Below are 25620 nucleotides of genomic sequence, written 5' to 3'. Positions count from 1 at the left end.
TCCTTTAGTGTCAAACGATTTGAGTTACAAAATTTGGATCGCCAAAAAGACACAGAGGCAATAGAATGCCCCTGTGCCTATTGTTTAGATCACAGGTTGGTCTTTGCTCTCTTTAACGCTTACGAGGTTAGCTGACGGATTCGGGCGCATGAGATTTTGCCCTACCTTAAAAGGATTCACCCCACGTGGTGTTTTATACCACCACAATTGGTTCCCCCGCTCATCGAAATGATTCAGCGATTGGTCTTTTATAAAAGAGATCATACTCCCGTTTGACACCAAAGTAAAGAGATTTTTTCAAGGTCTTTTGATCGTTTAGAACTCAGTCTTTTTACGGTTTTTTCGTACGAAATAGACAATCATTAAAAGCACAAAAAGGATGAGTGCAGCGATACACACAAAGTAAATCCAAGACTCGCTACTGCTTTGTTTTTCACTTGTTTTCAGACTGTTCGATGTGCTGCTGACAGATTGATGATTAGTAAACACACCTTTGTTTTTACTCTCTATTGCAACTGTTGCTTTTTCTGTATTTGTTTGAAGAAATTGCATTACTTCATTTGACACGTTAGCTTCAGTTGCAGTCATTCCTGAAAAGACTGTCATTGTCTGTTCTTTATTCCAAACAGATGGCTGCGTCCATACAATTCGAGCCGTTGTTTCGTTGATCATGCCGAAAGAAGATACATCATACTGATCCTTTTTCACCGGAACAACGAGATCGGCTGCTTTTTCTTTCAGAAGAGAGAATGTTTGAATGCCTCCGATGAAAATGAGAGGGTGATTTTTCAATTGTTCATTTGTCACTTGAGAAGCTTTTATTAAATGATATTGAGCTACTTCTGGCTGACTAAAAGATTCCGTCAACATGGCCATTTGATTGATTGTTTCACGTTTGATTTGATCTGGTATGATGATCAATGTATTTTTCGAAGTGAACGGGAGCGGCCATGCGGCTAAATCTGGCTTTTCACTCGTTGTTCCTTCTGGTATTTGAAGAGAGCTGTCTTTGTCAATGAATATCCAGCCTTCTTCATCCGTATGTCTGCAAGATTCCATGTTTTTAAAACCACTTGTGACAAATTGCAAATCAATATATTCATTTTTTTGAAGTATCTTTGAATCTACTGGAATCGAGACATGATAGAATCCATTCGCATCTTTGCTGCCTAGTTTTGCTAATGGTATGTCGTGCGGTTCGTCATTGATCATAACAGTTAACCGTTCTGTTTTGCTTGCCGCTGTATCAGATTTTTTGAATGAAAGATTGAGCTTTGCACCTGATTTTTGGTTAGCCAGTAGCGCTTTCGGATAATAGTAGTGGTCGGATGCCGTCTTGTTGGTCCCAACCGTGACATCATCTCCGCCAAAATCTTTCAAAGGAATCTTGTGAGATGGTTTAGACGTTTGAGCTGCAGCCTTTTGAAGCACTAGGTCTGTTCCAGTCAGTTGATCCGTTAATTCTGACTGAGTCAGAACATTGATTTTATCAGCGATTGTCACAGGCTTTTCCGCTGTCACAAATAAAATGGGCTGTCTTGTTTTCTTTGCTGTCAAAGTTCTCATCGCTAACGTAAGATGACTGCTTTTCGTTTTAATTCCTGCAGCTTGTTCAATCGTTTTCATCCGTCCATCCCAGCTTCCTTTAGCTCCCACAGCAATCGTTGGGTGCGCCACTTGCTTGATGTCCTTTTCTTGGATCAGTTTGATCTCTTTTTGGCGATCTTTGTTTTTCAACGTACGGTATACTTTGATGGCTGCTTCTAATTCAGCTGCATCCGGTGAATTAGGAATTACAATGTCTGTCTGTTCTTTCTGATCACCTGTTTGAATAAAAGGTGATGGAAAGCTATCTAATGTGAAATCTTTTGTCTGGATTCCTTTGAATGTAAGTTCACTTTCAGGATACACTTTTAGCCAATTAGCAGGTGTCTCTTGGTTGATACACACGCCTTCTTTTAAAACACCATAAAATGTGACCTGAATGCGGTGAGTACCTTTTTTCAATTGTGCTTTGTTCAACTTGATTTGAATCGACTTTTTCTGGTTTTTCCCTGATACAGGGATGGTCTTTTCGATCTCTCCATCAATCATAACAGTGAATGAGGAAGGTGAAATCAATAATGGTGAAGCCTCTATATTTAACGTCAATGTGCTTGACTCTGTTTTTTCCTGATCCACTTGATAGGTAAATTCAGTGCGGTCTTCTTGCCCATATAAGGTCACTACGTCTTCTGATAGATGCTGCGTTTTTGTTTTGCTTTCTTTTGAAGATTGAACCCAATCATCTTTGACTTGAACTCGGTTGGATTGCGCCATTGCTTGACCTGCCATGAAAAAAGGCTGGATCGCTAAGGATAATCCTAATATATAAATCAACCATTTTAACGATTTCAATATGTCACCCGCTTTTCTTTTGTTGTTGATTGTAACGCTCGGTTTTGTACCATTTCACTTCTTGTTTCAATAATCGGCTTTTCACCTCTACACATAAGGAGTACACAACAAGCGCAATCCATACTTGAGAATAGGTAAAGTACATGAGAACGACAATGAGAATATTTTGTTTGGTCAGCTCTGTTTTCTCTATGCTTAACGTAATCATCACTTCTGTTAAAAAGAGGAAGAAGGCTAATCCCCATAGGATGAGTGCCACAGCTCCCACAGATAAGTGAAGATCAACGAATAAGTTTACGATAAAAATGCCGTTGGAGAGCAGTACACCAAAGAAAAATAGGAAATACGTAAAGAAAAAATAAAATAAATCGAAAATCATTCGTTTTCGTTTTAATTTCATAAACTGCCTTAAAAATTTGAGCACAACATATTGGTTGCCTCTAGCCCAGCGTGTTCGTTGCCGCCACCAGACTTTCCATGTTTCAGGCTCTTGTTCCCATGTAATCGCAGCAGGAAAGAACCGAATCACATAGCCCAGATTATACACACGAATTGTTAATTCAGTGTCTTCAGCTAGTGCATGGACATCCCAGCCGCCAAGCTCTTCTAAAATGTGCCGACGGATCGCAAAGTTGGTGCCTGGTATTGTCGCAATGCCAAACCATTTCCATCTCCCGCCTTGCGCCATCCACTGGAAGCAGATCGTTTCTATGTTAATGAATTTTGTCAGGAGGTTTTTGGCTGCATTGATGACCCTGAATTTCCCGACAACAGCACCTGCTTTAGGATCATTCAATAATCCAAGAACCAAATGGTAGACAGCTTTCTTTTCAGGCATATTATCTGCATCGTATACACAAATAACGTCTCCTGTCGAAGCCTTCAAGCCTTCATTCAGTGCAGTAGATTTCCCCTTCCCTGCAAATGGCGGCTTTGTTTCAATCATATGAACATGATCGTATAGCTCACTAAATGATTGCACAATCTCCCCTGTACGATCAGAGGAATTGTCATTAATCACAATGATTTCAAGAAGGTGTTTGGGATAGGATAACTGGACCATGGCTTTTAGCGTCTGCCGAATGACCACTTCTTCATTATGTGCTGGAATGAGAATGCTGACGGTCGGCAGATCTTTCCCTTGTTTCGTCCATTTAGGCAGCACTTTTTCGTAAGTTAAATAGTGCTGAAAGCCTCCCTGCATCAGAAACATATGATATAGGAGCATGATCCAAATCAGTATTAATGATAGGTAAAATAAGATATCAGCCACCTGATTTTCTCTCCTTAAAGATCCGTTTTTTCATCGTCAGCCTTAAATACAATGTGTAAAAAGCAAATGCCACAATAAAGAGCAGCACCACCATTGTGAGTATTCGAAGCATATTTTCCATCCCGCTTCGTTTGTTTGTTTTTGGTTCAGCTATATTGGATTGCTCTATTTGAATATGTCCATTTCCTGCTGTTTTGATCTGGACATTCTGAGTTTGAACAGTCTGTTTTGTTTTCTTTAAATCTAGCCATTCACTAGAAGGGATCGCATCCATTTGTGTGATTACATCTTGCAGCCCATCTATCCCCGCTTCCACATCATAGGACAGCCCAATGGCGGCGGATTGGATATGCTGCATGGATTGAATTGTTTGCTCAGTCAGTATGTTTGCACCTTCTTGGTCAGACGCTGTATCTATAGACTGTTCAGGATATAAAGTCATGCCATGAAGCATGGCGGGTGTCGACAAAAATGGTGATTCACTACTTGATTTCCATGTACGGTCTGAGAGCTGCACCTGTCCAAATAGACTGGACATATGGCGGGAAATCACTTCATAGCCTTGCAGGGAAATGGCATCATTCGGCACTTCAAATGCAAGCGGATATAACCCCTGCTGCGCAAGCAGTTCAATGCCTTTTGTCAGCTTTTCTTCTGTATAGATGGCTTCTTGATGTTGATTGGATGTGATATACGCATTAAAATCTTTTTCATTCGGAAAAAAGCTTTTGTTCAGCTGCTGATCAGCTTTCTCTGGTTCATTTGACGTAACGGGCTGATCGTACTTGACATCCCAGAATTCAAAGCCTTTACCCGACTCCTCCGTTCGATACGTACGGCTAAACCCGTGAAGAACGACACTAGCTCCATTGCTTTGCAATTGTTTTAACACGTGGACAAGTTTAGGCCGGTCACTGAGCGTCACTTCATCCCCTGTTGCTGGATCAATCCATATAGGGGTCACCGCCAGCAGAAAAGGGATATGGCGAGCTGTTACGTATCGTCCAAGTTCAAGTAACTTCTTCTCATCCGTGACGGGGTTAATCTTCCCAATCTGTAAGTACTTTGTCGTCGTTTGATTAGAAGCCGGCAGGAGACTTTCTAGCACCTCTGCAAGTAGCTTGTCGTGCTGAAGGATATTTAGCATTCCGACATATGCCGCACCTTCTTTTGTTTGAATCACAAATGGCTGTTCAGCTTGATTTTTCTTCAATAAGAATTTACGTTGCAGATCTGTCCCTTGAACCGTCTGAGCTGTGATTCCTCTCTCTAGCTGACGGTATTCTTGATCATCAGTATCTTTGATTTGACTGATGTGATCTTGTTTGTGAAAAGTAAGCTTGGAGAATGGACGAAGCTGTTCCGCATTGTATCCTATTGCGATTAAGCGTTTTGATTCGTTTATAAGACGAATTGTTTGTGCTTTCAACGTTCTCTTTTCTTCACCTATATAGATAACTAGCTGAGAGTCATTGAGGTTCTTTTCAGTGATTTGTTCATCAGATAAAATGGTCGTTCGTGTGGAAAAATGCCCCACAAGTACATCAAGCATATGAACAGATGGCGTTGTCTCACCTGATTGTGTGGAATAGACGATGAGGGTCCTTGACTCTTTCTCAAGTGCACCGGCTGATGTACTGTCTTTGATCGAAAGCATAGAGAAAAGAACGATTAACAAACAACATTTCGTCAAAACATTAAAGTTCATTCATCATCATCTCGTTTTCTAGTTCTTCTAAAAATTGCTCTGGTGTCCGATAATCCGAGCTGCTTGTTAAATGACAAACATGAAAGGTTAAGGTCACTTCACGACCATTTAGCAGGACATGCGTTTGCAGTTTATCCTTTAGCTTTTCAAGAACGATCGAGACGTTTTCTGCAGGTGTGTGAGTGAGCAGCAGCCCGATTCGTTCTTCGGATAATCGAAATTTCTTATCGGTTTCTCTCACACTTTCGCGTATCTTCATACTGAGTTGCTGGAAAAGATGCTGCATTTCTTTTTCTCCATATAATGTTTTGAATTCAGCTGAGTAGTGCATATGAAGAAGGATAAAGACGAATGGCTGTTTGTATCGTTCTGCTCGTTTCATTTCCTCAGACAATTCGAGCCTCATCCGCTCTGCATTGTCAAAGCCTGTGGTTGAGTCAATCGCTACAAATTGTTTGATGGCCCTCTTTTGTTGTTCAATGGTGTAACGCATCGTTTTTATTCGCTCATGCACGTTTCCAGCAGAAATAGCAAAAAAGAGAAGCGCCACGCCCCATATCACGACATCTTGCAACGTTTGATGAGAAAAGAGGGAATTTGTGTGACCAAGCTCTGTAAAGAACATCCCGCTTCCTATAAAGAACAAAATCAACAAAGTAAAAACCAATGCTGGCAAAATACCAAATAAAATGCCGCATCCTATCACGACAAATGTGAGTGTGATGATCATGACACTCTCCGCATCACGTCCATTCAAGTAGCCCATAAATAAAATGAGTCCCGCAAACATGAGGAGCACCGTATAATACGTGCGATAGGTGTTACTGAATAACCTTTTCATTTAGAAGCTCCCTTTCTGCAATTAGAGGCAATAAATTATCAAATGAGTGTGTATCTTTTTCGTTCATGTAGCCTCCGTAATAAGGCTTGAGAGGATCTTGGATTTGCAGCTCTTTCATTCGGTGATAGACGTCTTTTGCAAAATCATCTTCTCCTTGTTTGAGTGCATATAAGATCACCAGTGCATAGACCGAAGGTGATTCATACGTCACTGCTGGCTGTAATGTGCTCAGTTTATATCGTCCATACAGTTTTCCTTCCTTTTGGAAGTTGGTTTTCAGCCATTTCATGATGACTGTTGTATCAACCTGTGCACGTTCGGCATAAAGAGCCGTATAAAGCTGGTCGATCAAGTTGATTTCCTGATCAAACGAGTAGACTTTCTTCGCTATGTCATAGGATTTTGGAAAAAATCCTTTTTGTCTCGGTGCATTTTTTAGAATGGCCAATTGGTTGTTCATCATTTGTTCTGTGAATAGGTGGAGGGATACTAGTTCTTTGATTGCTTTTGGGTCAAGATATGAAAGTGTGATTGTATGTGAAGTTTGCTTTGTCGATGCATCATAATAGTCGGTCAACATACCCTTGAACATGTTTTTGTCTTTTAACGCTTTTGCGATTTTTTTGGCTGTGGTTTGATACACTGACTTCTGCCACAATTGATCTGCTTTTTGAAGTGCTGTTACTACACGTAAGTCATCAACTAAAGCATTGACTTTGCTTTTTTGATGAGATTCGATTTGCCAGCTAAGAAGATCATGTTCCAGTAAGAATTGAGTGCGCAGGACGTCTACCTGTTGATCAAAAGATGTTTGATCTTTTTTTCTAACAAGATAATCCATCCAAAGTCCGAGCGATTCTGATAAGTAAGTAGGCTGCTCCGCAAGCGAGGTCCGGATCATGCCTTGATCTGTCATTAAGTGGTGAGTCATAAAGTACTCTCCTGACAATACTGGCTTTGCAGGTTCTGGTTGAGCTGAATGTTGCTGCTGTTTCCAGGTACATCCGCCTAGTAAAATGACAATAAGTATAGCGATAGACGTACGATATATGGGTGTATCCATTCGTGTCCCCTTTCAATCCTTGTTCTCTCTAAGCATCTAACGATTTATTATAGAGCGTTTCTGTTTAAATGAAAATAAATATTTTATACCAAATTACGAGTCTTTTCGCTTACATATTCCCATTTACAGAAAAACAACATGTCAAAATACTCGAACAAACAAAAAACCCATGCGAATTCACATGGGTTTTTACACAACTATTGATCTAATTTTAGTTTCTTCAATTGTTCTGCAAGTGCGTTATTGATTGGTTCTTCCACTTTCTTTTGTTTCTTCATATATTTGGACACATCGTGCTTACTGGCTCGTTTTTGATTGGATTGTGATTTGCGTTTTTCGAAAACAGACAGTTTCTCTCTATGACCACAAACACAGGCAAATATTTTACCATCGCCTTCTCCGCGCAGCTCAAGCTTTTTATGACAGTTCGGGCAGCGTGCATTTGTTTTCTTTGCCACATTTTTTCGATGTCCGCATTCTCTATCCTGACAAACAAGCATGGTGCCGTTTTTCCCGTTCACTTTTAACATGAGTTTTCCACAGTCAGGACAATGTGTGCCTGTCATGTTGTCATGCTTAAAGGTTTGATTCGTTTGTTTGATTTCAGATACGGCTTGTTTTGCATATGACTTCATTTCACTCATGAATTGAGAAGCTTTCAATTGGCCTTTCGCAATTTTAGACAGCTTTTGTTCCCATTCCGCTGTTAAAGCAGGTGACTTTAAATCTTCAGGTACTAAAGAAAGAAGCTGCTTCCCTTTCGATGTGATGAAGATGTCTTTGCCTTTTTTCTCAATTAAGAAGCTGTTAAACAGTTTCTCAATGATATCAGCTCTAGTTGCCACTGTCCCCAATCCACCCGTTTCGCCAAGGGTTTTCACTAAGTCTTTTTCCTTGTTCTCCATAAATGCAGACGGGTTCTCCATGGCAGATAAAAGGGTCGCTTCGTTAAAACGAGCAGGAGGTTTCGTTTCGCCTTTTGTCTCTTTTAATTGGCGTACGTCAAGTGACTGCCCCTCTGTTAATGCCGGCAAGTGCTGATCTGCTTCGGCTGATTCCTCGTCTTCATAGGAATCATCGTACACGGCTTTCCAGCCGGCTGATTGCACAATTTTCCCTTTCGCTGTGAATGTCTCACTGCCGATCTTGGCGATCACTGTTGTTTCCTCATATTCAAAAGGGGTCATCAGTACAGCAAGGAATCGCTTGGCAATCAGGTCATATAATTTACGCTCTTTATCGCTTAATGCACCTGGATACAGCTCTTCCTCGGTTGGAATGATCGCATGGTGATCTGACACTTTGGCGTCGTTGACAAAACCTTTATGCGCTTTAATGCCTGATTGTAGAATGCGATTCACATGCTGCGCGTAAGGTCTAACGTTCATTCCTTTGAGTCGATCTTTTAATGTAGGCACGATATCTGCCGAAATGAAACGTGAATCCGTACGCGGGTACGTGACGAGCTTATGCTGCTCATACAGACGCTGAAGTGTAGACAGTGTTTCTTTTGCTGAAAAACCGTAGCGTTTATGGGCATCACGCTGCAATTCTGTCAGGTCATACAACCCTGGAGCAAAGGATTTTTTCGCTGTTTTTTTCAGTGCATCAATCACTGCAGGTTTTCCTTTACAGGCTGCCAAGCGCTCCTTCACTACATCTTCTTGGAATGTACGGTTTTGTTTTGTCTTTGCATCCTGCCAAGTCAGCGTCAGTCCGTCTACTTGTGCAGTCAGCCCAAAGAACGGCTTCGGCTGGAATTGCTGAATGTCTTCCTCTCGCTTGGCGATCATAGCAATCGTTGGCGTTTGCACACGTCCACAGGATAACTGCGCATTGAACTTCGTTGTCAGCGCTCTTGTTGCGTTGATCCCCACAATCCAGTCTGCCTCTGCACGCGCCACCGCAGAGCGGTACAAGTTGTCATACTCTCTGCCGTCTTTTAATCGTTTGAACCCTTCTTGAATGGCTTTGTCTGTAACAGACGAAATCCATAAACGTTTTAGAGGCTTTTTCACATGTGCTTTTTCAAGAATCCACCTTGCCACAAGCTCCCCTTCACGTCCAGCATCTGTTGCGATGACAATGTCTTTTACATCTTTTCTCGCCAACTGCGCTTTGACCGCTTGGAACTGCTTCCCTGTTTTTTTCATCACGACAAGCTTGAGTGGTTCTGGAATAATGGGTAAATCCTCTAGGCGCCAGGATTGAAATTCTTTCCCGTAGCCTTCTGGATCAGCCAGTGTCACCAGGTGGCCCAGCGCCCACGTGACAATGTATTGATCTCCCTCTAAGAAACCATTTCCTTTTTTATGACACTTCAGCACACGTGCAAGGTCACGTCCTACCGAAGGTTTCTCTGCTAATACAACTGTTTTTGACACGAAATTTCACATCTCTTTCTTCTATCCATCCTTTTATTATAGCAGACGTGGAGATGCGGTTCTAATGACTGATTATTTCTTCAATCGTTTAATGATTTCGTTTGTGACCTCTTGTGTTTGATAGGCTCCGCCGATATCTGCCGTTAAAAAGCCGTCTGCTGTGACAGATTCAATCGTATCGAGAAGGTGTGTGCCTAATTCTTCCTCTCCGAAATGATCAAGCATGAGTTTAGCGGTCCAGATTTGTCCAATAGGGTTCGCGATGCCTTTTCCAGCGATATCTGGTGCTGATCCATGTACTGGCTCAAACATAGATGGATATTTACCATTTACATTGATATTGGCTGCTGGTGCGACGCCAATACTACCCATTATGGCGGCACCAAGATCCGTCAAAATGTCACCAAATAAATTGCTGGCGACGATGACATCGAATTTCTCTGGTCTTGTGACAAAGAAGGCTGAGAGCGCATCAATGTGCTGAGAATCTGCCTCCACCTTAGGGTAGTCCTTTGAGACATCTTGAAACACTTCATCCCAAAATGGCATGGTATGCACGATGCCGTTTGACTTTGTTGCACTTGTTACATGCTTTCGTCTCTTTTCTGCTGATTGAAAAGCAAAATGCATCGCACGTTCTGTCCCTTTTCTAGAGAAGACGGCATTTTGAATCGCAAGCTGATCCTCCCCTTGATAAATCCGGCCCCCAATTTCACTATATTCGCCTTCTCCATTTTCTCTTACAACTAGTAGATCGAAATCTTTTGGCTGAGCAAGCGGTGAACGGATGCCCTTTAGCTGTTTTGCCGGTCTAACGTTGATCACCTGCTCAAATTCACGTCTAATTTTAATGAGCAATCCCCAAAGTGATACATGATCCGGCACTAAATTGGCATCTCCGACTGCTCCTAAGAAAATGCTGTCAAAGGCTTTTAGTTGTTCCAATCCATCCTTTGGCATCATTTCGCCATGCTCTAAATAATACTCACAGCTCCACGGAAAGTCCTGAAAGGTGAAAGACAGACCGCCATGCACATCTGATACCGCTTTCAAAACTCGAATAGCTTCAGGCACAACTTCCTTTCCAACCCCGTCACCTGGTATCGCTGCAATTGAAACATGCTTCATTGATTTTTCCCCCTTTGTTATTGGTCGACCGTCGACCGTTTCATTTGAGTTTACTAAATAGTGCGTGTTCTTACAATGGACAAAAGACGCTTTTTTTGATCAAAGCGCCTTTTTATCCTGCATCAGCACATGGGGCTTCTGTTTCTTTCTTCCCGCACTTTTTTTATCTGAAAGCAGCAAACCTCCTAAGGTCAGTGCTGTTCCAAGCCCAGACATGAAGGTCAAGCTCTCGTGAAGAACGATCATTGAAATGATCATCGTGATAATAGGCACTCCATAAATATACACACTTGATTTCACCACACCGATCGTCTTCACGGAAAAGCTCCATGTCAGAAAACAAATAGCAGATGCAAAGACGCCTAAAAACAGCAAGTGGAAGGCAAACGATGGATTGGTCAACCGCTCCCAGTCTAAACGAACCTTAAAATGCCAGATCAGTGGAATCATCCATAGCAGTCCGTAAAAGAAGACACGCCTTGTTACCTGAATGATATGGTAGCCATATTGGTTGATCATCTTCGATAAAATGGAATAGAATGCCCAGACGATGGTTGCTGTTAATGCTAAGGCATCACCGAGTGGATTCAATTGAAACGTCGTCATTCCATTCATGCTAATCAGCACGATTCCCGTCATCGCGATGAAAAAGCCTATGAAAAACCGGCTGTGCAGCGGCTCATCTTTTAATAAAAAATAAGCCAATAAAAAAGAGAAGAATGGGACAACGGAGCTGATGACGCCTGCATTCGAAGCGAACGTATAAGTAAGTGCGACATTTTCTAAAAAGTAATATAAGACCACACCGCATAAACCTGCCAGCGCAAACATCCCTTCATGCTTTTTACTTTGTACCTTCATCGTAAACGGATAGATGATCTTCAGAGCCAAGTACCCTATAAAAAAACGGAAAAATAAAATCTCTGTTGGAGAAAAAGCCGTTAATAATATTTTGGTAGAGATAAAGGTAGATCCCCATAAAAAAATGGTGAACATGGCCGCTAAATGACCGAGCAGCTGTTTATTTTTCATCAGCTGTTACCTGCTTTACAAAAATTTGCTGATACTGCCCTGGCGTGAGCCCAATAAATTCTGAAAAGAAATGACTCAAATGACTTTGATCAGAAAATCCAGCGGAGGCAGCCGCATCTACAGGCTTCACTCCTTGGGCGAGAAGCTCCTTCGCAAAGTTCACTCTGACTGTCTGTAAATAACGATACGGCGTGATGCCTCTAAACTTTGTAAAAGCACGCAGCAATGAATATTTGTTCATGGACACAAGCTCGCCTAAGTCATCTAACGATATATTTTCCGTGAGGTGTGTTTCGATATATTGCTGTACGTCTCGGACTTTTTGTTCGTTGGCACGTGTGGCTGATGCTTTTTCCTCTGAGGTATCAGCATAGGCTTCAATCAATTGTTTCATAAAGAAATAGAAGGTTTCCTGTTTATTCAAAGCAGGAGCTTCTTCTGTGATCATTTGATGTAGATCATATAATGGCTTTGTTAGTTCACTTTGTGAAAACACAGGGGCTTTAAAATGCGGTTTGTGCTGAAAGACCTTCTCTAGCACACGTGCTTCAATATTTAAGCAGCGATAATCGAGTGTCCTGTGATCAATTTGTTCACATGCGTGATTATCATACGGATTAAAAAGAAGGATATCACCTTTTTCAATGATGTATTCTTGATTTTGGCAGACCAAACGTCTTTGACCGTCTTCAATAAATCCAATCACATAATATGTATGAAAATGATTCGGGAACTTTTGCATGATGCCATGAAAGCGATATGCCTCTATTTGTAAGTCTTGATCAAAATGTACAGTTCGTTCCTCTTGTGTGTTCATGTCGATCCCTCTTTTCGCTGAACTGATCATAAGTGTAGCACACCCCTTTTCTCTTGGATTGTACGATATTGACTTTTTGATGCAGGCTTGCCTAGAGGGAAAAACTTGGATAACATGAGACAAAAGATGATGTATAAAAGAGGGAATGATGGCATGAATTCATTCGAGATGGAAAGACCAACACCGTATCACATGCAATTTTATGAACAGCTGAAGCAAATGATTTTTGATGGCCAGTTTCAGCCAGGAGAGCGCATCAATGAAACACAGCTTGCCAAACAATTTGGCGTTAGCCGATCACCGGTAAGAGAGGCGATGAGGCTGTTAGAAAAAGACGAGCTCTTAATCGCGGATCATCGATCAGGCTATTCCGTCTATACGTTAACAGAAAAAGATGTCGAGGAGCTTTATCAAATTCGGGTAGCTTTAGAAACACTTGCTGTTGAGCTTGCCTGTAAGGAAGCCGTGCAAAGAGAAATGGATGAAATTGAGCAGGTTCTCACGCAGGCGGACGAAGCGATCAAGCAGCAGCTGCCCTCTAAAGAGATCGTCCAGTTACATGAAGCCTTTCACCAAAAAATCATTTTGGCGAGTCACAATGACCGCTTATCCAAACAATTGAATCACGTAAATGCACTCATTCACTATTGCCGCATCTTTCATTTTAGCGGCGGGGCTCGTGCTGAAACCATTCAAAGAGAGCATGCAGCCATCTATTCTAAAATAAAAAAGCGCCGCTCCACAGAAGCCGTTCAAGCAATGACGGAGCATTTATTGCATGATGTGATGCACTTAAAGCAAGTACTCTCTGAAACAAACAAGGAGTAAAGGACTTTTCCCATTTTTTAAGCATTCCATGAACATATTTTGAATTTTTCGTAGATTTCAGCATGTCCAGACGATCTTTCGTTTATATTAGAAGATGAGAAACTAGCTTTTATACAGGAGGATTTGTATATGCATACAAGTATTAGCCGTCTTCGACAGGCGGGTTTTATTGAGGGTATGTCTCTTTTAACCCTTCTTTTAATTGCCATGCCTCTAAAATATTTTGCGGATATTCCGATGGCAGTCACTATTGTAGGCTCTCTTCATGGCGCATTGTTTGTCATCTATATGCTCGTTTTGGCATATGTGACCTTTAAAGTTCGCTGGCATTTGAAATGGTCCATCGCTGGTTTTTTTGCGGCTTTCATTCCTTTCGGTAACTTCGCCTACGATAAGGTGCTCCGCCAATATGATACAAAAGCTTAATCAAAAAGGGCTAAAACGAAATTCGTTTTAGCCCTTTTTTTCACGCTGGGGAACGCTTTTTTAAATCGATGCATATTTCACAATGGCTGCTTGACGCGTCATGTCGTGATACGCCACCCATAATTCATCACCAGGCAAGACGCTAGTGATTGGATCGATTGGCTGCTTCACTTCATACATGATGCCATCTCTCTCAACCTGAATGATCGCTAACGGCTGGTTGCCGATGACACCGGAAAATGTGACATGGGTCACTTTTGCACTTCCTTGTTTCTCTTGCATAAGACCCATTTCTCTATCCAGCTCTTCTTTCTTTGTCTGGATCGTGATTTGAGTGCCGGCTGCGACCTGCATATGATCAGGGATGAATTGGCTGACCGTTTTTGTGATAGACTCATCTCCGTTTGAAACCGACACATCAAGCTGAATTGGCTTTTGTTCATGGATGGCCATTGGATATTGCTTCACACGCTGGATCGTTCCTGTTAACGTCACATCTTTCCCCGATCGATTCCGCACTTCATGACCATAGGCTGCCATTTTGAGCTGGCCGTTGATGTCAACGAGATCAGCTTTTTCTCCTGTTCTAAACTCAAAACCAGCGGCTTGAATCATCGGAATGGTATACCTTTTCTGATCTGCTTCAAATGTAAGTGATAAGACGGTGCCTCGTCCTACGGTTCCATATGATTCTATGTTTCTTAAAATAGCGCCTTTGATGAACTTTGGCTCGCTTGGCTGCGAGAAGTCACCCTCTTTTAAGAGCATCGCTTTTTTCTTTTTCGGATTGTAGAGAATGGCGATACGCTGACCCGGCTGCGGTATCTGAGTATAGGATACAACCGTTTTAACCGCCTTCTCGATATTTTCCCCATCATATTGAAATTGAAGCTGCATGTTGACCAGCGGCTGTTCATTGATGTAGGTACCCGTTTCTTTGACAGATACAATATTGGCTTCTAATGTGACACTGTCCTTGATCTTGTTCTTTCTCACCAGTCTCAAAATCGGCGGCAGGAAGATCGCTAGCACAAATAACAGCAGTGGGATAAAGAGCCATATCGCCCAGTTGAGAATGAGTGGTCCGCCCTTCATGACATATTGCATAAAGGTGTCAACAGACGTTTGGTGGGCTGGACTAGCATTTTCGATTGAGATGACCTTTTGCAAAGGGAATTCCTTTAGCTGTTTGCTTTTCGCCTCAAATGCCCCCGATAATTGGTTGCCAAGTGAATAATAGAGCCAATCGCTCTTCACATTTTTATGAAAAGAGAGATCTTCTTTTTGTAAAGATTCATATGACAACGACTGAAAAAGCTTGCTGGCAGACGTCGCCTTATTTGTGCGATGATTATAAATATAACCAGTCAGCTTGCCTTTTGCTTCGTCCTTTGCTGTAGAGCCTGCAAGAAGAACTTCTTCTTCATTCAGCTGGTAGATAAAGGTTTGGTAAATCGGTTTTGGTGTTGGGACGACTTCCCCAAGCCTTCCCTCTGCATCCACTTTCCTTGGTCTTTTTGGATAGTTGGATTCGACAGCGACAGCCACGTTTTGTGATGAGCCGATCGTTTTTTGCAGCTGCTGCACGACTTTATCTTCAATGAGGCTGAACGGTTCTGCACTTTTGGAGACATAGACCCCAAGCTGATGCTTCTCGTTTGAGATTCCGCTGACATACGCCTTCTGGTCATTTTTCAAAGTCAATTCAAACATAGGGAATGGGGTCTGCCCTCTAAAAGAATTCATGACGACATCGATGGAAACAGGTCTTGCTGGCAGCTTTAGCTCGTTGAGATTGTGCACATGAAACTGACCATTCTTTAGCTCACCGAGGACTGCAGCGGCACCTTCCCTCTCTCCTGTAAACAAGAGCCGTCCATTCCATTGATATGTATTCGTTTTTAAAAACGAGGGAATCTGTAGATTTTGCTTAACGAGCTCTTTCTTTTCCCCGCTCGGCGTTAGTTTCTCGATCAACAGCTGCCCCTCTTTATTTTTTAAAGCAAGTAAGAGGTTGTTCCCTTGAATAGATGGCAACATTTCATTAAACGTATCGCTTTCCGTGGTCCATTCACTGATTCTTTTTCCTGATTGAGGATCATACATTGCAAAATGGAGCTGCTGGTTTTTTGATACAGCACTCACCACTCGTTTTCCTTCATCGAATGTAAATATTTGTTTGACGTCATATTGCGTCGCTTTCCCTGCTGACAAATCATCTTGGTAATGGTTCCACACCAAGACACTAAGAATGATTGCTGGAATAAAGAAGACAATATACCTGAGGAAAATCACTGGTATTCTTTTCACTTGATCGCTTCCTTTCATGGAGTTCCTTTTTCTTATACGTCAGTGCAGCGAGAATGTTTCATGCTAGCAGAATACCATTCCAACTTTCTAAATCCATATTTTACATATTTGATTATTTACGATAAAATCCAATCAGATTCAAAAAAAGGATGTTATCTCAATGGATAAGCTATCATCGATCATTCTAGCGGCTTGGCTGCGTGTTCCCCGTTGGTTCAAGCAAGGGGTGCTCGTATCTATTACCATTTTCTTTTTTTATATGTGCTTTGTAAAGGGGCTGACTAGCTGGTACACCTTGCCGCCTGTCACTTTGCTCGCATGCGCCATTTGTTCCTTTTTCATCTGGTTGGTGTGGCTAAACAGTCAAAAAAACAAGTAAAAAGGAGAATTTCATGAAAGAATCCATCTTTTATTTTGCTATCTCTTTTGTTCTTCAATGGGTTTGGTTTGGGGTTGTGCATCCAGATAGAGGTGTGACACTGCTGGACATGTTGATCTTCTCTATTTTGTTTACGGTGATGTTCTTTTTTATTGGCCGGATTTGGAGGTATCAGAAGAAAGGGCGAAGTGAGTAATGATGAAGCATTTCCTCTTTCTGTCGATGAGTGTTCGTTGTTCTATTGTTGGCGACGGATCTTTTTGAAGGAGATATCATGCGGACGGTATCCGCTTTTATCTTCCTTTTTCCTATTTTATTGTTTAAAACGTAAAAAGGCTGCCAAATAGATGGCAGCCCGTTTCTTACTCTTTTCATGCAAATAAATAATCAATGTTTAATCTCCGTCACGGAGTGTATAAATTAAGATTCGATCATATCAGTGTGTCATATGTGTTCCGAGTGAACCTACGTTTGAAAGTAAACGCCATGGAAGTTCTGGATAACAAGACAACGAAAGCCCTACCTCTCATTCGTCCTTACGGCTCCGAAGCCGTGCCAGTGTGAATTGTAAATCAAAACGTCTTTTTTCCATTCTTCCGCTTTTATAGGGGGCGGTTGCAAAAGGAAAAGAATAAGTTTGTTCGCTTTGACAGCGTCTCGTTCTTATCAAGTAGAAGCTCTATTGCTTCTCATTATGTCATAGAAAAAAGAAAGTTTACTTTCTTTATTTATTTGCTATTTCAACACTTAATATAAAACTATAACACGTTCCCCCAAATTACGCAAGTGTTAAAGTGATAATTCTGCTGGTGTCCGGTTTCCTTCGTTCATATAACGAATGGAGGTTGGGTCAATCTTAAGGATCACTAAGTTTGGATCATCTTTTCCTTTAAACCATTTCTCCATCTCATCAGACCAAAGGCGGTCGATCAGTTCTGGATCATCCGTTAATGTGGCTTTACCTGCGATTTCTGCATATGTGTCCCCAAATCCTTCACCTGAATAACCAATGAGAATATGAACATTCGGATTTTTTTCAATCTCATCAGCTTTATGTGTTTCTTTGCTTGTTGGTGTATATAATGTCAGCCCTTCATGAAAAAAAGTCATATAGCGGGTATGCGGCTTATCTTGTTCAACAGTCGCCAATGTTCCCACTTTTTGTTCGTCTAATAAGTTCATTACCTTTTTCTTTAACTCTTCTTGTGACATGTATCTTCACTCCTTCAAAATGTCATCCGTACTCTTAGGTTTCCACGACAATCCATTCATTAAACAAAGAAATGTGTTTTTCATAAAAAGACATCTTCTAGCTGATGCTATAAAAAACGGATACATTGAAAGGGGAAGTAGTTGAATATGCATCATAAAACGATGTTCCATTTGAGTTCACTTGTTATTGCAGCGGTTGTTGTGGGCATTATCATATGGTCTGTCTCATCTGTACAGAAGAATCGGAAGAAATACTAAACACACCGCCCAATTAAATCTGGGCGGCGTGCTATTGATCATGTATTCATAAAGGAACCGCCGTTGACATGAAGTGTCTGTCCCGTCATATAAGACGATTCGTCCGAAGCAAGCAGTACATAGCAGCCTACATGCTCCACAGGCTGTCCTGGTCTTCCCATTGGGGTCTCGGCCCCGAAGCTTTCGACACTGTCTTCATCAAATGTAGATGGGATGAGTGGTGTCCAAATTGGACCGGGTGCTACACCGTTTACCCGAATTCCATCTTTCACAAGCGACTGTGCCATAGAACGAGTAAAGCCGTTGATGGCCCCTTTTGTCGCCGTATAATCAATGAGCACTTTGTTGCCTCGATACGGGTTAATAGATGTTGTATTAATAATGGAACTTCCCGGTTTTAAGTAATCGAGTGCCTTCTTCGTAAAATAAAAATAAGAATAGAAATTGGTTCTAAAGGTTTGGTGAAGCTGTTCACTAGAAATATCTTGAATACGTTCTTTCGGATGCTGTTCGGCCGCATTATTGACTAAGATGTCCAGCTGTCCAAAGGCTTCAACTGTCTTTTCTACCGCTTTCTCGCAAAAGGCTTCGTCCCCGACATCCCCTGCAATTGTTAAACATTTGACGCCTTCCTGTTCTACACGTTTTTGCGTATCCTCTGCATCCTCATGTTCATTTAAGTATACGATCGCGACATGAGCTCCTTCTTTGGCATATGCGACAGAAACGGCACGTCCAATTCCGCTGTCTCCACCTGTAATCAGCGCTACTTTTCCTTTTAGCTTACCAGACCCTTTATACGATTCATCCTCATAATCGGCGCAGGATTCATTTCTCTTTCACTGCCTGGCTGCTGATCCTGCGTTTGGCGCGGAATGCCATTTGTTAAGTATTCACGTAAATCCATGTGTAAGCTCCTCCTTGATTTGTTGATGTATCCTTTCATTACCACTTCATTTTTTCACTCAAACATCCCTATGCGTCATCGATGCGTTTTGAAAACTGACAGGTTTCATGATGGGAAAAATCGGTTACATAAACATAAAAAAGGAGCGTTCTCACATGCTGTCAACCATTTCTAAAACCTTTAGCAGACCAAAAGGCTGGCTCGGAAGCATCGCAGGTTTTATTATGGCAAATGAAAATAAGGCACTGAATCAATGGGCGATCCAGCATTTAGATTTATCAGATGGTGAAAACATATTGGAAATAGGCTATGGCCCCGGCTATAGCATCAAACATATGCTCAAGCATTTTGACGATCTTCACATTGATGGACTAGATGCTTCTTCAACTATGAAGGAACAGGCGCATTCGCGTATAAAGAAACGATCCAAAGAGAAGCAGGTCCGGCTGTATGTCGGGAAAATTGAAAAAACGCGCCTGCCGGCGGATCAGTATGACAAAGTACTTTCTGTTAACAATTATACGATTTGGGATGACCCAAAGGCTGGCGCACTCAACCTTTATCACACCTTGAAGCCGGGTGGAACACTCGTCATTGTGATGCAACCAAGAGAAAAAGGAGCGGACGCCAATCGAACAAAAGAAATGAGCGAAAGCATCCTCAATGATTTAGAATTTGCTGGATTTGATCAGTTTTCTGTTGAATATGAGGAGATTCGTCCCACCCTCGCTGTCTGTGTCACAGCAAAAAAGCCGAGAAGCGAATAAGCTCTCGGCTTTTTTCTTACCATTTTGCCTCTTTGACAAATTGATAAAAAAGTTGATGTAATTTCTGTTCAATCTCTTCCTTTGTTCCTTGTCCATAAAGTGCCATGCTTTCTTCGCTTTCAATGATGGATGAACTGATCAGGCTAAACATTTCAGACCCTTCTTTGCCAAGCTCTAGCGGCGCCAGCATGAGGAGCATTCTGGACATGAGCTGCTGCCCGCCATCCATGCTTTTGATCTCGTATGCCTCATCAAGATCATAGATATGAAAGACCGGTTTCTTAATGAGATCATGCTTTAAGTGAAAAAGAGCAAACTCGGTTCCTGGAATGCCTAAACCACCTTGCTGCTCACGCTCAAGCAAACCGGCTGTCACTTCGTCTGCACGTTCTAAATAGCCTTGACTTTCAACCTGACGCATCAGCTCTCTCATTGTTGACTCATGCTGCTCTGTCGTCTTCTTTTTTTCGATTGTAAAATGGGACAAGATGCTGCGAATCACTGACATATAATTCGTGATTTGCTCTGCCATTCCTATCATATCAACCGTTTCCTCCACCGATTCTTTTGCAGATTCCTGCGCTCTTTTTTTCTCAATCAGATAAGGAATTTTTCGTTTAATATGAGACTTGACCCGCACTGCGTCATCCTCGTTTAAGAGCGGGCTGACCATAATGTAATCAATATGCTCATAGGGGATCGGCACGGTTGATACGATCATGTCATAGCTCGCAGCGTCGATTTCCTTTAGCTCCATTAAGGAAGATAGATCGAATTTGGCGATCTCAGGCAATTCTTTTTTTAATCGTGATGCGAGCATTTTTGACGAACCGATACCGCTTGAGCAAACGACCAATGCATGAATCTTGGTTTCTTCTTTTTTAATTTCAAGCACCGAACCAAAATGAAGCACGATAAAGGCAATTTCATCCTCTGGAAATTCGATCTCAGGAAAGAAGCGCTCCACACCTTCTTCAATCGCCATGAACAGCAAGAAGTAGTCTTTTTTTATTTGTTGTGTGAGCGGATTATAAATCCGCATCTTTTCTTTTAATCGGTTCATAGCTGGTTCAAGATGAGACACGAGTCCCTCATACAATGAATCGTTTTCATTTAAATGATAGCCTGTTTTATGAGAAATAAAGTCAATGAGTTTCTTCGTTCTCAGCGCGATATCTAACTCAATCTCATCAATGCGGTATTCTGCCGTAAAGCTTCGATTTGCACTGCGCAAATGGATGGTCATGTATCCAACTTCAGCTTCAGGAATCTCTACATTAAACATGCGTTCTAATGCTCGCGCGATTCTGAGTGAAGATTCAAATTCCTTCGTCCGCTTTAATTCAAGCAATTCTTCCTCTTCCATCCGAATGGTTTCACCGATTTGAATGCGTTCAATGGCATAGGTTAAGTGAACGACAAGTGCAATATAGGCACTATCTGACAACGAGAGAGAGAGTCTGTTTTTCAAATGAAAGAGCAGCCTTTCTACCTTGAGCAGCTGTCCTCGACTGACTACCCCAAACACCTTTTCAGTCGCTTTCGTTCGATGTTTAATATTCATCTCAATCGTTTCGAGAAATAATTGAATGTCGAGACGGTCAACGATCAGGTTCCCGACAATTTTTCGTTTGGCTTCCTCCGGTCCTTTTAATTCAATGCCGTACCCACGCTTGCGGATAAGCAGTAAACCGTAAGGAGCGATCCAGTCCGTCAGTTCATCTAAGTCGTAGCTGATGGTCGCATTTGTGACCTGCAAGTCGGCTGCAAGTGTATATAATTTCACCGGTTCTTTTGCTTCAAGTAGGGCACACAGGATTAAGAGCTTCCGTTCATCAGAACTATATTCAATTTGATCTTCATTTGAAATATGAGACAGAAGCCGCTGTTTGTCTTCCTGTTCACCGACCGCCTTCAAGCCCTTCCCCGGCTGTTTATCAAGTGATAGGTTGTAATTCTTTAAAATAGGTTTAATGGATTTAAGTTCTCTATGAATGGTTCTTGTACTTACCTGAACAGAATCGGCGATCTCACGAATGGTGACATAACGATTTTGCTGAATCATATATTTGATCACTTTCTGTTCTCGTGCCGTTATGTACATGAAATGCCTCCTTCTGCTTAAATAGGTCTATTGTCACACTTTAATATAAAACGCTTTCACTGATCGATGCAACCTGAAGTTGATCTAAATTTGGCACACAGGCTGTGACAAAATGAAAGACTCACACGTTTCTCCAAAAGGAAGGTCCATAATCCTTTTGATGAAATTGAATCGTTTGTTCATGAAATGGCAGTGTGCCCCCGACCTTTAATGAATAGGTAGGGTTATAGACGGGAGAGCCAAAACAATACTCCATCGTCCCTTCCTCCGGCCGAAACATGACGGTTCGCATCGTCCCAAACAGCTCTTCATAATTGTGCACAGTCAGACCAGCAGGGTATTCTGTCTGAAATAGTTCCGTAAGAGACTCGCTTGACGGCTGTTCTTCTAAAGCTTGAATTAACATGTCGTACCTGACAACAGAATGATGTTTCGTCAACCCTTTTGCCGTGTGATCAGCGAGCGGATGGTTCGTAGCCGCAATAAATCCACGCTCCGGCCTTCTCACCTTTTTTTGCCCATCTATCATTTCAATCACAGCCGCCTCTCCCTTCCGGTCAGCAAGCATGAGGTGAACATTTGACGCGACGGGCATTTCCTGTACCAAACGGACGGCATCCTCCACCGTTTTACAGGACTCTAGCACAGCACGAATGACATGATATACTTGCAAGCCAGCAACAGCAGGCGGCTTTAAGCCTGGTTCGTTGCCAACAGGCGGACCGCATGCAGAAAATGTTACCGATAGACCATGTTCATTCATCCCATCCGATCGACCAAATAAGATTAATGATGAGCCTGTATGGACTGCTGAGCCCTTCACATGCGTAGATACAAGACGCATATCATCAAACAGCGGAGAAAAATCATAGTTGCGCAGCATCACCGTCTGTTGATTGGCAGCCTCATTCCCCTGCATCACACAATGGGAACAGCCTGGCTGAAGATGCGAAGAATAGAAAAAGGTCAAATCGCTTTCATCTATTTGCATTTCATCACAAAATCCCGAGAGCTCTTCTTCTAACTGAGGAAGAAACGGTCGAATCAGCTGCTTTGTTTCCTTCACAGCCTCTTTTGATAACGGTTCTGATTGAATGTATTGTTTCTTAAGCAAAGGGCGTTCCTTCAGCCAAATAGCCTGCTGCTTTCCTACCTCATAAGCTGTTCCTTTCAATTCATGAAAATACGCACTCATCTCCTGCATGCATCCACCTCTTTTGTCTTAGTTTCTTTTATCATATCGAAACAGCCCTTCATTTAAAAGAATGAAAAAAACTGTAATCCCGCGGGATCACAGTTACTTAAAGGATTGTTGAAACAGCGCTTCTGCCATTGCTTCATATCCTTTGTGGTTCGGATGAAATTGATCAATCGATAAGTATGCGCTTTGATGACCTTCAAATACACCGTATATATCCACCACTTCTACATGTGGATTCGCAGCAAGCTGGCGAAGGTGATGGTTGTATTGCTTCAGCCATCTCTCGGCAATCGGAATCTCAGGAAAAGGATTATATAAATTCAATAAATATACGCAGTATGGTTGATGCTGCCCTCTTTTTATCAGAGCGATTTCTTGAACCATTTTGCTAAAATTCGCCTGACAATGCATAGACGCTTGCAGCAGTTTCTTTTCATCTTCACCTTTTTCATACTGCAGAACAGCTTGAACAAGATCATTCCCGCAGCCTGTGATGGTGATGATGTCAGCATGAGCAATCGCCCGTCTTACATCAGACCGCTGAAAAAGCTGCAAGATTTCTTCCGTTGTTAACCCTGATTTCGCAAATACAGACAGTTTCACCGGTATATGCAGCTTCTTTTCAAGCTTCGCCGCATATCGCTCCGTAAAACCGCCGCCAAATAAACGTGCCCCCACCCCAACCGTTAAGGAATCTCCAATCGCAACATAGGATCGTCCCACTCTTATCCCTCACTCTCTCCTGCCTTCTCTTATATATACGAAAAAGAAGAGCAAATGCTTGTAGCAGATGGCCTAAAGTCATCCACCTTTTTTTCAAAAACGCAGGATGGGCGCATTTACAAACACTTTACTTGCGATATCGATCCATTTTTTGTTCAATGGGAGTAGGTTTTTTTGCTTAAATCGCGGACTTGAAGCGTTTCAGAAAAATTTACAAACTTTTTATCTTGATTTCAAGACTTTATACCTTGACTTCAAACTATATAGTGATTACAATGAAAATATCAGTTTTTATGTAACTGTGCTTGTTACATCTTTTTCATAGCATTCCAATATGATTAAAGATGCCACATATTCAGTGTATCTTTGGGATACACTAAAAAAATCATTGAAACAGGAAGGATTGAATGAACATGGCAAAAGTTTTATACATCACTGCACATCCGCATGATGAAACAGTTTCTTACAGTATGGCTACTGCTAAAGCATTTATCGAATCTTATAAGGAAGCAAATCCAAGTGACGAGGTTGTACATATTGATTTGTACAAAGAAAACATTCCTCACATTGATGCAGATGTATTCGCTGGATGGGGCAAGCTTCAATCTGGTGCTGGCTTCGATACACTTTCAGCTGAAGAGCAAGCGAAAGTTGCTCGCCTAAACGAATTAAGCGATCAATTCGTTTCTGCTGACAAATACGTATTTGTTTCACCACTTTGGAACTTCTCATTCCCACCAGTTCTTAAAGCATACATCGACTCTGTTGCTGTAGCTGGTAAAACATTCAAATACACTGAGCAAGGTCCTGTTGGATTACTAACAGACAAAAAAGCGTTGCACATCCAAGCACGTGGCGGATATTACACTGAAGGTCCTGCTGCTGAACTTGAAGCAGGTCACCGTTACCTTGGAACAATTGCAAACTTCTTCGGTATCCCTTCTTTCGAAGGTCTTATTGTTGAAGGTCACAATGCTGAGCCTGCAAAAGCAGAACAAATTAAAGCAGATGCGATCGAACGTGCAAAAGCTTTAGGTAAAACTTTCTAATCATGAACACGCAAAAAGCCAATGATCTTAACGGTCATTGGCTTTTTATTTGTTCAGTTGCAAAACCTAATTCTTTTGAAATGCCGCTGGCCGCTTTTTTGACCTGCTCAATTAAATAAGGAAGCCGTTCCTTTTGATAGCCAGCCTCAAACCCTGCAATACTAATGCCTGCTGCCACTTCTCCGTGATGATTGAAAATGGGCGCTCCAATAGCCGCAGTATAGTTTTCAAGCTCTGAATAGCTTAACGTATATCCACGCCTGTTTGATTCTTCGATCATGTTTCGCAGGACATCTTTATCGGTAATGGTTCCGATCCCGATTTTCCCGAGCTCTACCGAATCAATATAGGCAAGTCTCTCTTCCTCTGGCAAAAAGGAGAGAATACTTCTCGCACAAGCTCCCGCATATAATGGGGATCTCCTTCCGACAGCGGTATAGAGCCGGACAGGCTGCGTTCCTTCCATTTTCTCCACATAAATGGCTTCATCTCCTTCACGAATAATGAGCTGAACAGCCTCACCTACCTCATCACGCAAGTTTTCCATAAAGGGCCTTGCAATTCTACGGATATCAAGGCGGTCTGCGACAAGCTGACCGTATTCAAGGAACATTAATCCTAATCGGTAAACACCTGAAGGATGCTTTTCTAATAACCCCATATCGGCTAACGAGTTGGCCATTCGGTGTACAGATGTTTTGGGCATGCTCGAGAGCTCAATCATGTCATTTAACGTTAATTGTTCGTGTGTGATAAAAAGCCGTAATATCTCCATTGATTTCACAACGGTTTTATTTGTGTTCTGCATGTTTC

Annotated in this window: 21 protein-coding genes, 1 pseudogene and 1 riboswitch; of the genes and pseudogenes, 6 read left to right on the top strand and 16 right to left on the bottom strand. The window is 41.9% G+C overall.

Features of this window, described 5'->3' with window-relative positions; translation table 11 throughout:
• Window positions 1-101: 101 nt before the first annotated feature.
• Window positions 102-249, bottom strand: a riboswitch (cyclic di-AMP (ydaO/yuaA leader).
• Between the two features lie 66 nt (window positions 250-315).
• From AC0VYC_RS02445 to AC0VYC_RS02405, 9 genes are all read right to left on the bottom strand, one after another.
• Window positions 316-2397, bottom strand: a complete 2082-nt coding sequence (locus AC0VYC_RS02445) for a cellulose biosynthesis cyclic di-GMP-binding regulatory protein BcsB (RefSeq protein ID WP_475389349.1) — start codon at window positions 2395-2397, stop codon at window positions 316-318.
• A 4-nt stretch (window positions 2398-2401) separates the two neighbouring features.
• Window positions 2402-3625 carry a glycosyltransferase family 2 protein gene (locus tag AC0VYC_RS02440; protein WP_411340327.1) on the bottom strand — a complete coding sequence of 408 codons (1224 nt, stop codon included), beginning with the start codon at window positions 3623-3625 and terminating at the stop codon, window positions 2402-2404.
• Window positions 3626-3662: 37 nt separating this feature from the next.
• Complete coding sequence (locus AC0VYC_RS02435; RefSeq protein WP_475389347.1) at window positions 3663-5378, bottom strand: DUF2334 domain-containing protein; 1716 nt, start codon at window positions 5376-5378, stop codon at window positions 3663-3665.
• The gene (locus tag AC0VYC_RS02430) at window positions 5368-6219 is read right to left on the bottom strand and encodes a GGDEF domain-containing protein (protein ID WP_144679562.1); all 852 of its coding nucleotides are present in this window, start codon (window positions 6217-6219) and stop codon (window positions 5368-5370) included. Before AC0VYC_RS02430 ends, AC0VYC_RS02435 begins: the two co-directional genes overlap by 11 nt.
• Entirely contained in the window at window positions 6200-7282 is a 1083-nt protein-coding gene (locus AC0VYC_RS02425; protein ID WP_327872024.1) for a glycosyl hydrolase family 8, read from the bottom strand. Before AC0VYC_RS02425 ends, AC0VYC_RS02430 begins: the two co-directional genes overlap by 20 nt.
• A gap of 197 nt (window positions 7283-7479) precedes the next feature.
• Complete coding sequence (topB, locus tag AC0VYC_RS02420; RefSeq protein WP_163116474.1) at window positions 7480-9666, bottom strand: DNA topoisomerase III; 2187 nt, start codon at window positions 9664-9666, stop codon at window positions 7480-7482.
• Between the two features lie 72 nt (window positions 9667-9738).
• A complete protein-coding gene (locus AC0VYC_RS02415) occupies window positions 9739-10794 on the bottom strand; it encodes a tartrate dehydrogenase (protein ID WP_138278125.1) in 1056 nt (351 codons plus the stop codon).
• 99 nt (window positions 10795-10893) lie between these two features.
• Window positions 10894-11826 carry a DMT family transporter gene (locus AC0VYC_RS02410; protein WP_327872025.1) on the bottom strand — a complete coding sequence of 311 codons (933 nt, stop codon included), beginning with the start codon at window positions 11824-11826 and terminating at the stop codon, window positions 10894-10896.
• Entirely contained in the window at window positions 11816-12643 is an 828-nt protein-coding gene (locus AC0VYC_RS02405; RefSeq protein WP_327872026.1) for an AraC family transcriptional regulator, read from the bottom strand. The genes AC0VYC_RS02410 and AC0VYC_RS02405 overlap by 11 nt, the downstream gene beginning before the upstream one ends.
• Window positions 12644-12796: 153 nt before the next feature.
• Here AC0VYC_RS02405 and AC0VYC_RS02400 point away from each other — a divergent pair, with 153 nt between their 5' ends.
• Together AC0VYC_RS02400 and AC0VYC_RS02395 are read left to right on the top strand one after the other, a co-directional pair.
• On the top strand, window positions 12797-13471 hold the full coding sequence (locus AC0VYC_RS02400) for a GntR family transcriptional regulator (RefSeq protein ID WP_045035043.1): 675 nt from the start codon (window positions 12797-12799) through the stop codon (window positions 13469-13471).
• 129 nt (window positions 13472-13600) lie between these two features.
• A complete protein-coding gene (locus AC0VYC_RS02395) occupies window positions 13601-13897 on the top strand; it encodes a DUF3817 domain-containing protein (RefSeq protein ID WP_034664017.1) in 297 nt (98 codons plus the stop codon).
• Between the two features lie 60 nt (window positions 13898-13957).
• Here the strand turns inward: AC0VYC_RS02395 and AC0VYC_RS02390 are convergent, their stop codons facing one another.
• A complete protein-coding gene (locus AC0VYC_RS02390; protein ID WP_475389343.1) occupies window positions 13958-16207 on the bottom strand; it encodes a hypothetical protein in 2250 nt (749 codons plus the stop codon).
• A 160-nt stretch (window positions 16208-16367) separates the two neighbouring features.
• Here AC0VYC_RS02390 and AC0VYC_RS02385 point away from each other — a divergent pair, with 160 nt between their 5' ends.
• Together AC0VYC_RS02385 and AC0VYC_RS02380 are read left to right on the top strand one after the other, a co-directional pair.
• On the top strand, window positions 16368-16586 hold the full coding sequence (locus tag AC0VYC_RS02385) for a hypothetical protein (RefSeq protein ID WP_082708258.1): 219 nt from the start codon (window positions 16368-16370) through the stop codon (window positions 16584-16586).
• 13 nt (window positions 16587-16599) lie between these two features.
• Window positions 16600-16782 (top strand): hypothetical protein, encoded by a 183-nt coding sequence (locus tag AC0VYC_RS02380; RefSeq protein ID WP_008347162.1) that lies wholly within the window; start codon window positions 16600-16602, stop codon window positions 16780-16782.
• A gap of 593 nt (window positions 16783-17375) precedes the next feature.
• Here the strand turns inward: AC0VYC_RS02380 and AC0VYC_RS02375 are convergent.
• Together AC0VYC_RS02375 and AC0VYC_RS02370 are read right to left on the bottom strand one after the other, a co-directional pair.
• A complete protein-coding gene (locus tag AC0VYC_RS02375) occupies window positions 17376-17798 on the bottom strand; it encodes a pyridoxamine 5'-phosphate oxidase family protein (RefSeq protein WP_216896158.1) in 423 nt (140 codons plus the stop codon).
• A gap of 296 nt (window positions 17799-18094) precedes the next feature.
• Window positions 18095-18963, bottom strand: a pseudogene (locus AC0VYC_RS02370) (SDR family oxidoreductase).
• Window positions 18964-19118: 155 nt separating this feature from the next.
• Here AC0VYC_RS02370 and AC0VYC_RS02365 point away from each other — a divergent pair.
• The gene (locus AC0VYC_RS02365) at window positions 19119-19730 is read left to right on the top strand and encodes a class I SAM-dependent methyltransferase (RefSeq protein ID WP_024720226.1); all 612 of its coding nucleotides are present in this window, start codon (window positions 19119-19121) and stop codon (window positions 19728-19730) included.
• 16 nt (window positions 19731-19746) lie between these two features.
• On the opposite strand, the gene AC0VYC_RS02360 is transcribed toward AC0VYC_RS02365, so the two are convergent.
• From AC0VYC_RS02360 to AC0VYC_RS02350, 3 genes are all read right to left on the bottom strand, one after another.
• Window positions 19747-21834, bottom strand: a complete 2088-nt coding sequence (locus AC0VYC_RS02360) for a BglG family transcription antiterminator (RefSeq protein WP_008347174.1) — start codon at window positions 21832-21834, stop codon at window positions 19747-19749.
• A 121-nt stretch (window positions 21835-21955) separates the two neighbouring features.
• Window positions 21956-23038, bottom strand: a complete 1083-nt coding sequence (locus AC0VYC_RS02355; RefSeq protein ID WP_024720224.1) for a C45 family autoproteolytic acyltransferase/hydolase — start codon at window positions 23036-23038, stop codon at window positions 21956-21958.
• Window positions 23039-23131: 93 nt separating this feature from the next.
• A complete protein-coding gene (locus AC0VYC_RS02350) occupies window positions 23132-23758 on the bottom strand; it encodes a GDSL-type esterase/lipase family protein (RefSeq protein WP_034647842.1) in 627 nt (208 codons plus the stop codon).
• A gap of 413 nt (window positions 23759-24171) precedes the next feature.
• On the opposite strand from AC0VYC_RS02350, the gene AC0VYC_RS02345 reads away from it, so the two are divergent.
• Complete coding sequence (locus AC0VYC_RS02345) at window positions 24172-24807, top strand: FMN-dependent NADH-azoreductase (RefSeq protein ID WP_024720223.1); 636 nt, start codon at window positions 24172-24174, stop codon at window positions 24805-24807.
• A gap of 34 nt (window positions 24808-24841) precedes the next feature.
• On the opposite strand, the gene AC0VYC_RS02340 is transcribed toward AC0VYC_RS02345, so the two are convergent.
• Complete coding sequence (locus AC0VYC_RS02340) at window positions 24842-25615, bottom strand: IclR family transcriptional regulator (protein ID WP_047946144.1); 774 nt, start codon at window positions 25613-25615, stop codon at window positions 24842-24844.
• Window positions 25616-25620 lie beyond the last annotated feature (5 nt).

Source organism: Bacillus sp. iso_77 (assembly GCF_056173625.1).
The sequence above is the reverse complement of the archived record's forward strand: the minus strand, read 5'-3'. Positions and strand labels throughout refer to the sequence as shown.

What these genes read in the sequence shown, in the direction of transcription:
- AC0VYC_RS02440 (WP_411340327.1), bottom strand. Translation starts at nt 3,625, where the DNA reads ATGCTCCTATATCATATGTTTCTGATGCAGGGAGGCTTTCAGCACTAT.
- AC0VYC_RS02435 (WP_475389347.1), bottom strand. Translation starts at nt 5,378, where the DNA reads ATGAACTTTAATGTTTTGACGAAATGTTGTTTGTTAATCGTTCTTTTC.
- AC0VYC_RS02430 (WP_144679562.1), bottom strand. Translation starts at nt 6,219, where the DNA reads ATGAAAAGGTTATTCAGTAACACCTATCGCACGTATTATACGGTGCTC.
- AC0VYC_RS02425 (WP_327872024.1), bottom strand. Translation starts at nt 7,282, where the DNA reads ATGGATACACCCATATATCGTACGTCTATCGCTATACTTATTGTCATT.
- AC0VYC_RS02415 (WP_138278125.1), bottom strand. Translation starts at nt 10,794, where the DNA reads ATGAAGCATGTTTCAATTGCAGCGATACCAGGTGACGGGGTTGGAAAG.
- AC0VYC_RS02410 (WP_327872025.1), bottom strand. Translation starts at nt 11,826, where the DNA reads ATGAAAAATAAACAGCTGCTCGGTCATTTAGCGGCCATGTTCACCATT.
- AC0VYC_RS02405 (WP_327872026.1), bottom strand. Translation starts at nt 12,643, where the DNA reads ATGAACACACAAGAGGAACGAACTGTACATTTTGATCAAGACTTACAA.
- AC0VYC_RS02400 (WP_045035043.1), top strand. Translation starts at nt 12,797, where the DNA reads ATGAATTCATTCGAGATGGAAAGACCAACACCGTATCACATGCAATTT.
- AC0VYC_RS02395 (WP_034664017.1), top strand. Translation starts at nt 13,601, where the DNA reads ATGCATACAAGTATTAGCCGTCTTCGACAGGCGGGTTTTATTGAGGGT.
- AC0VYC_RS02385 (WP_082708258.1), top strand. Translation starts at nt 16,368, where the DNA reads ATGGATAAGCTATCATCGATCATTCTAGCGGCTTGGCTGCGTGTTCCC.
- AC0VYC_RS02380 (WP_008347162.1), top strand. Translation starts at nt 16,600, where the DNA reads ATGAAAGAATCCATCTTTTATTTTGCTATCTCTTTTGTTCTTCAATGG.
- AC0VYC_RS02375 (WP_216896158.1), bottom strand. Translation starts at nt 17,798, where the DNA reads ATGTCACAAGAAGAGTTAAAGAAAAAGGTAATGAACTTATTAGACGAA.
- AC0VYC_RS02365 (WP_024720226.1), top strand. Translation starts at nt 19,119, where the DNA reads ATGCTGTCAACCATTTCTAAAACCTTTAGCAGACCAAAAGGCTGGCTC.
- AC0VYC_RS02360 (WP_008347174.1), bottom strand. Translation starts at nt 21,834, where the DNA reads ATGTACATAACGGCACGAGAACAGAAAGTGATCAAATATATGATTCAG.
- AC0VYC_RS02355 (WP_024720224.1), bottom strand. Translation starts at nt 23,038, where the DNA reads ATGCAGGAGATGAGTGCGTATTTTCATGAATTGAAAGGAACAGCTTAT.
- AC0VYC_RS02345 (WP_024720223.1), top strand. Translation starts at nt 24,172, where the DNA reads ATGGCAAAAGTTTTATACATCACTGCACATCCGCATGATGAAACAGTT.
- AC0VYC_RS02340 (WP_047946144.1), bottom strand. Translation starts at nt 25,615, where the DNA reads ATGCAGAACACAAATAAAACCGTTGTGAAATCAATGGAGATATTACGG.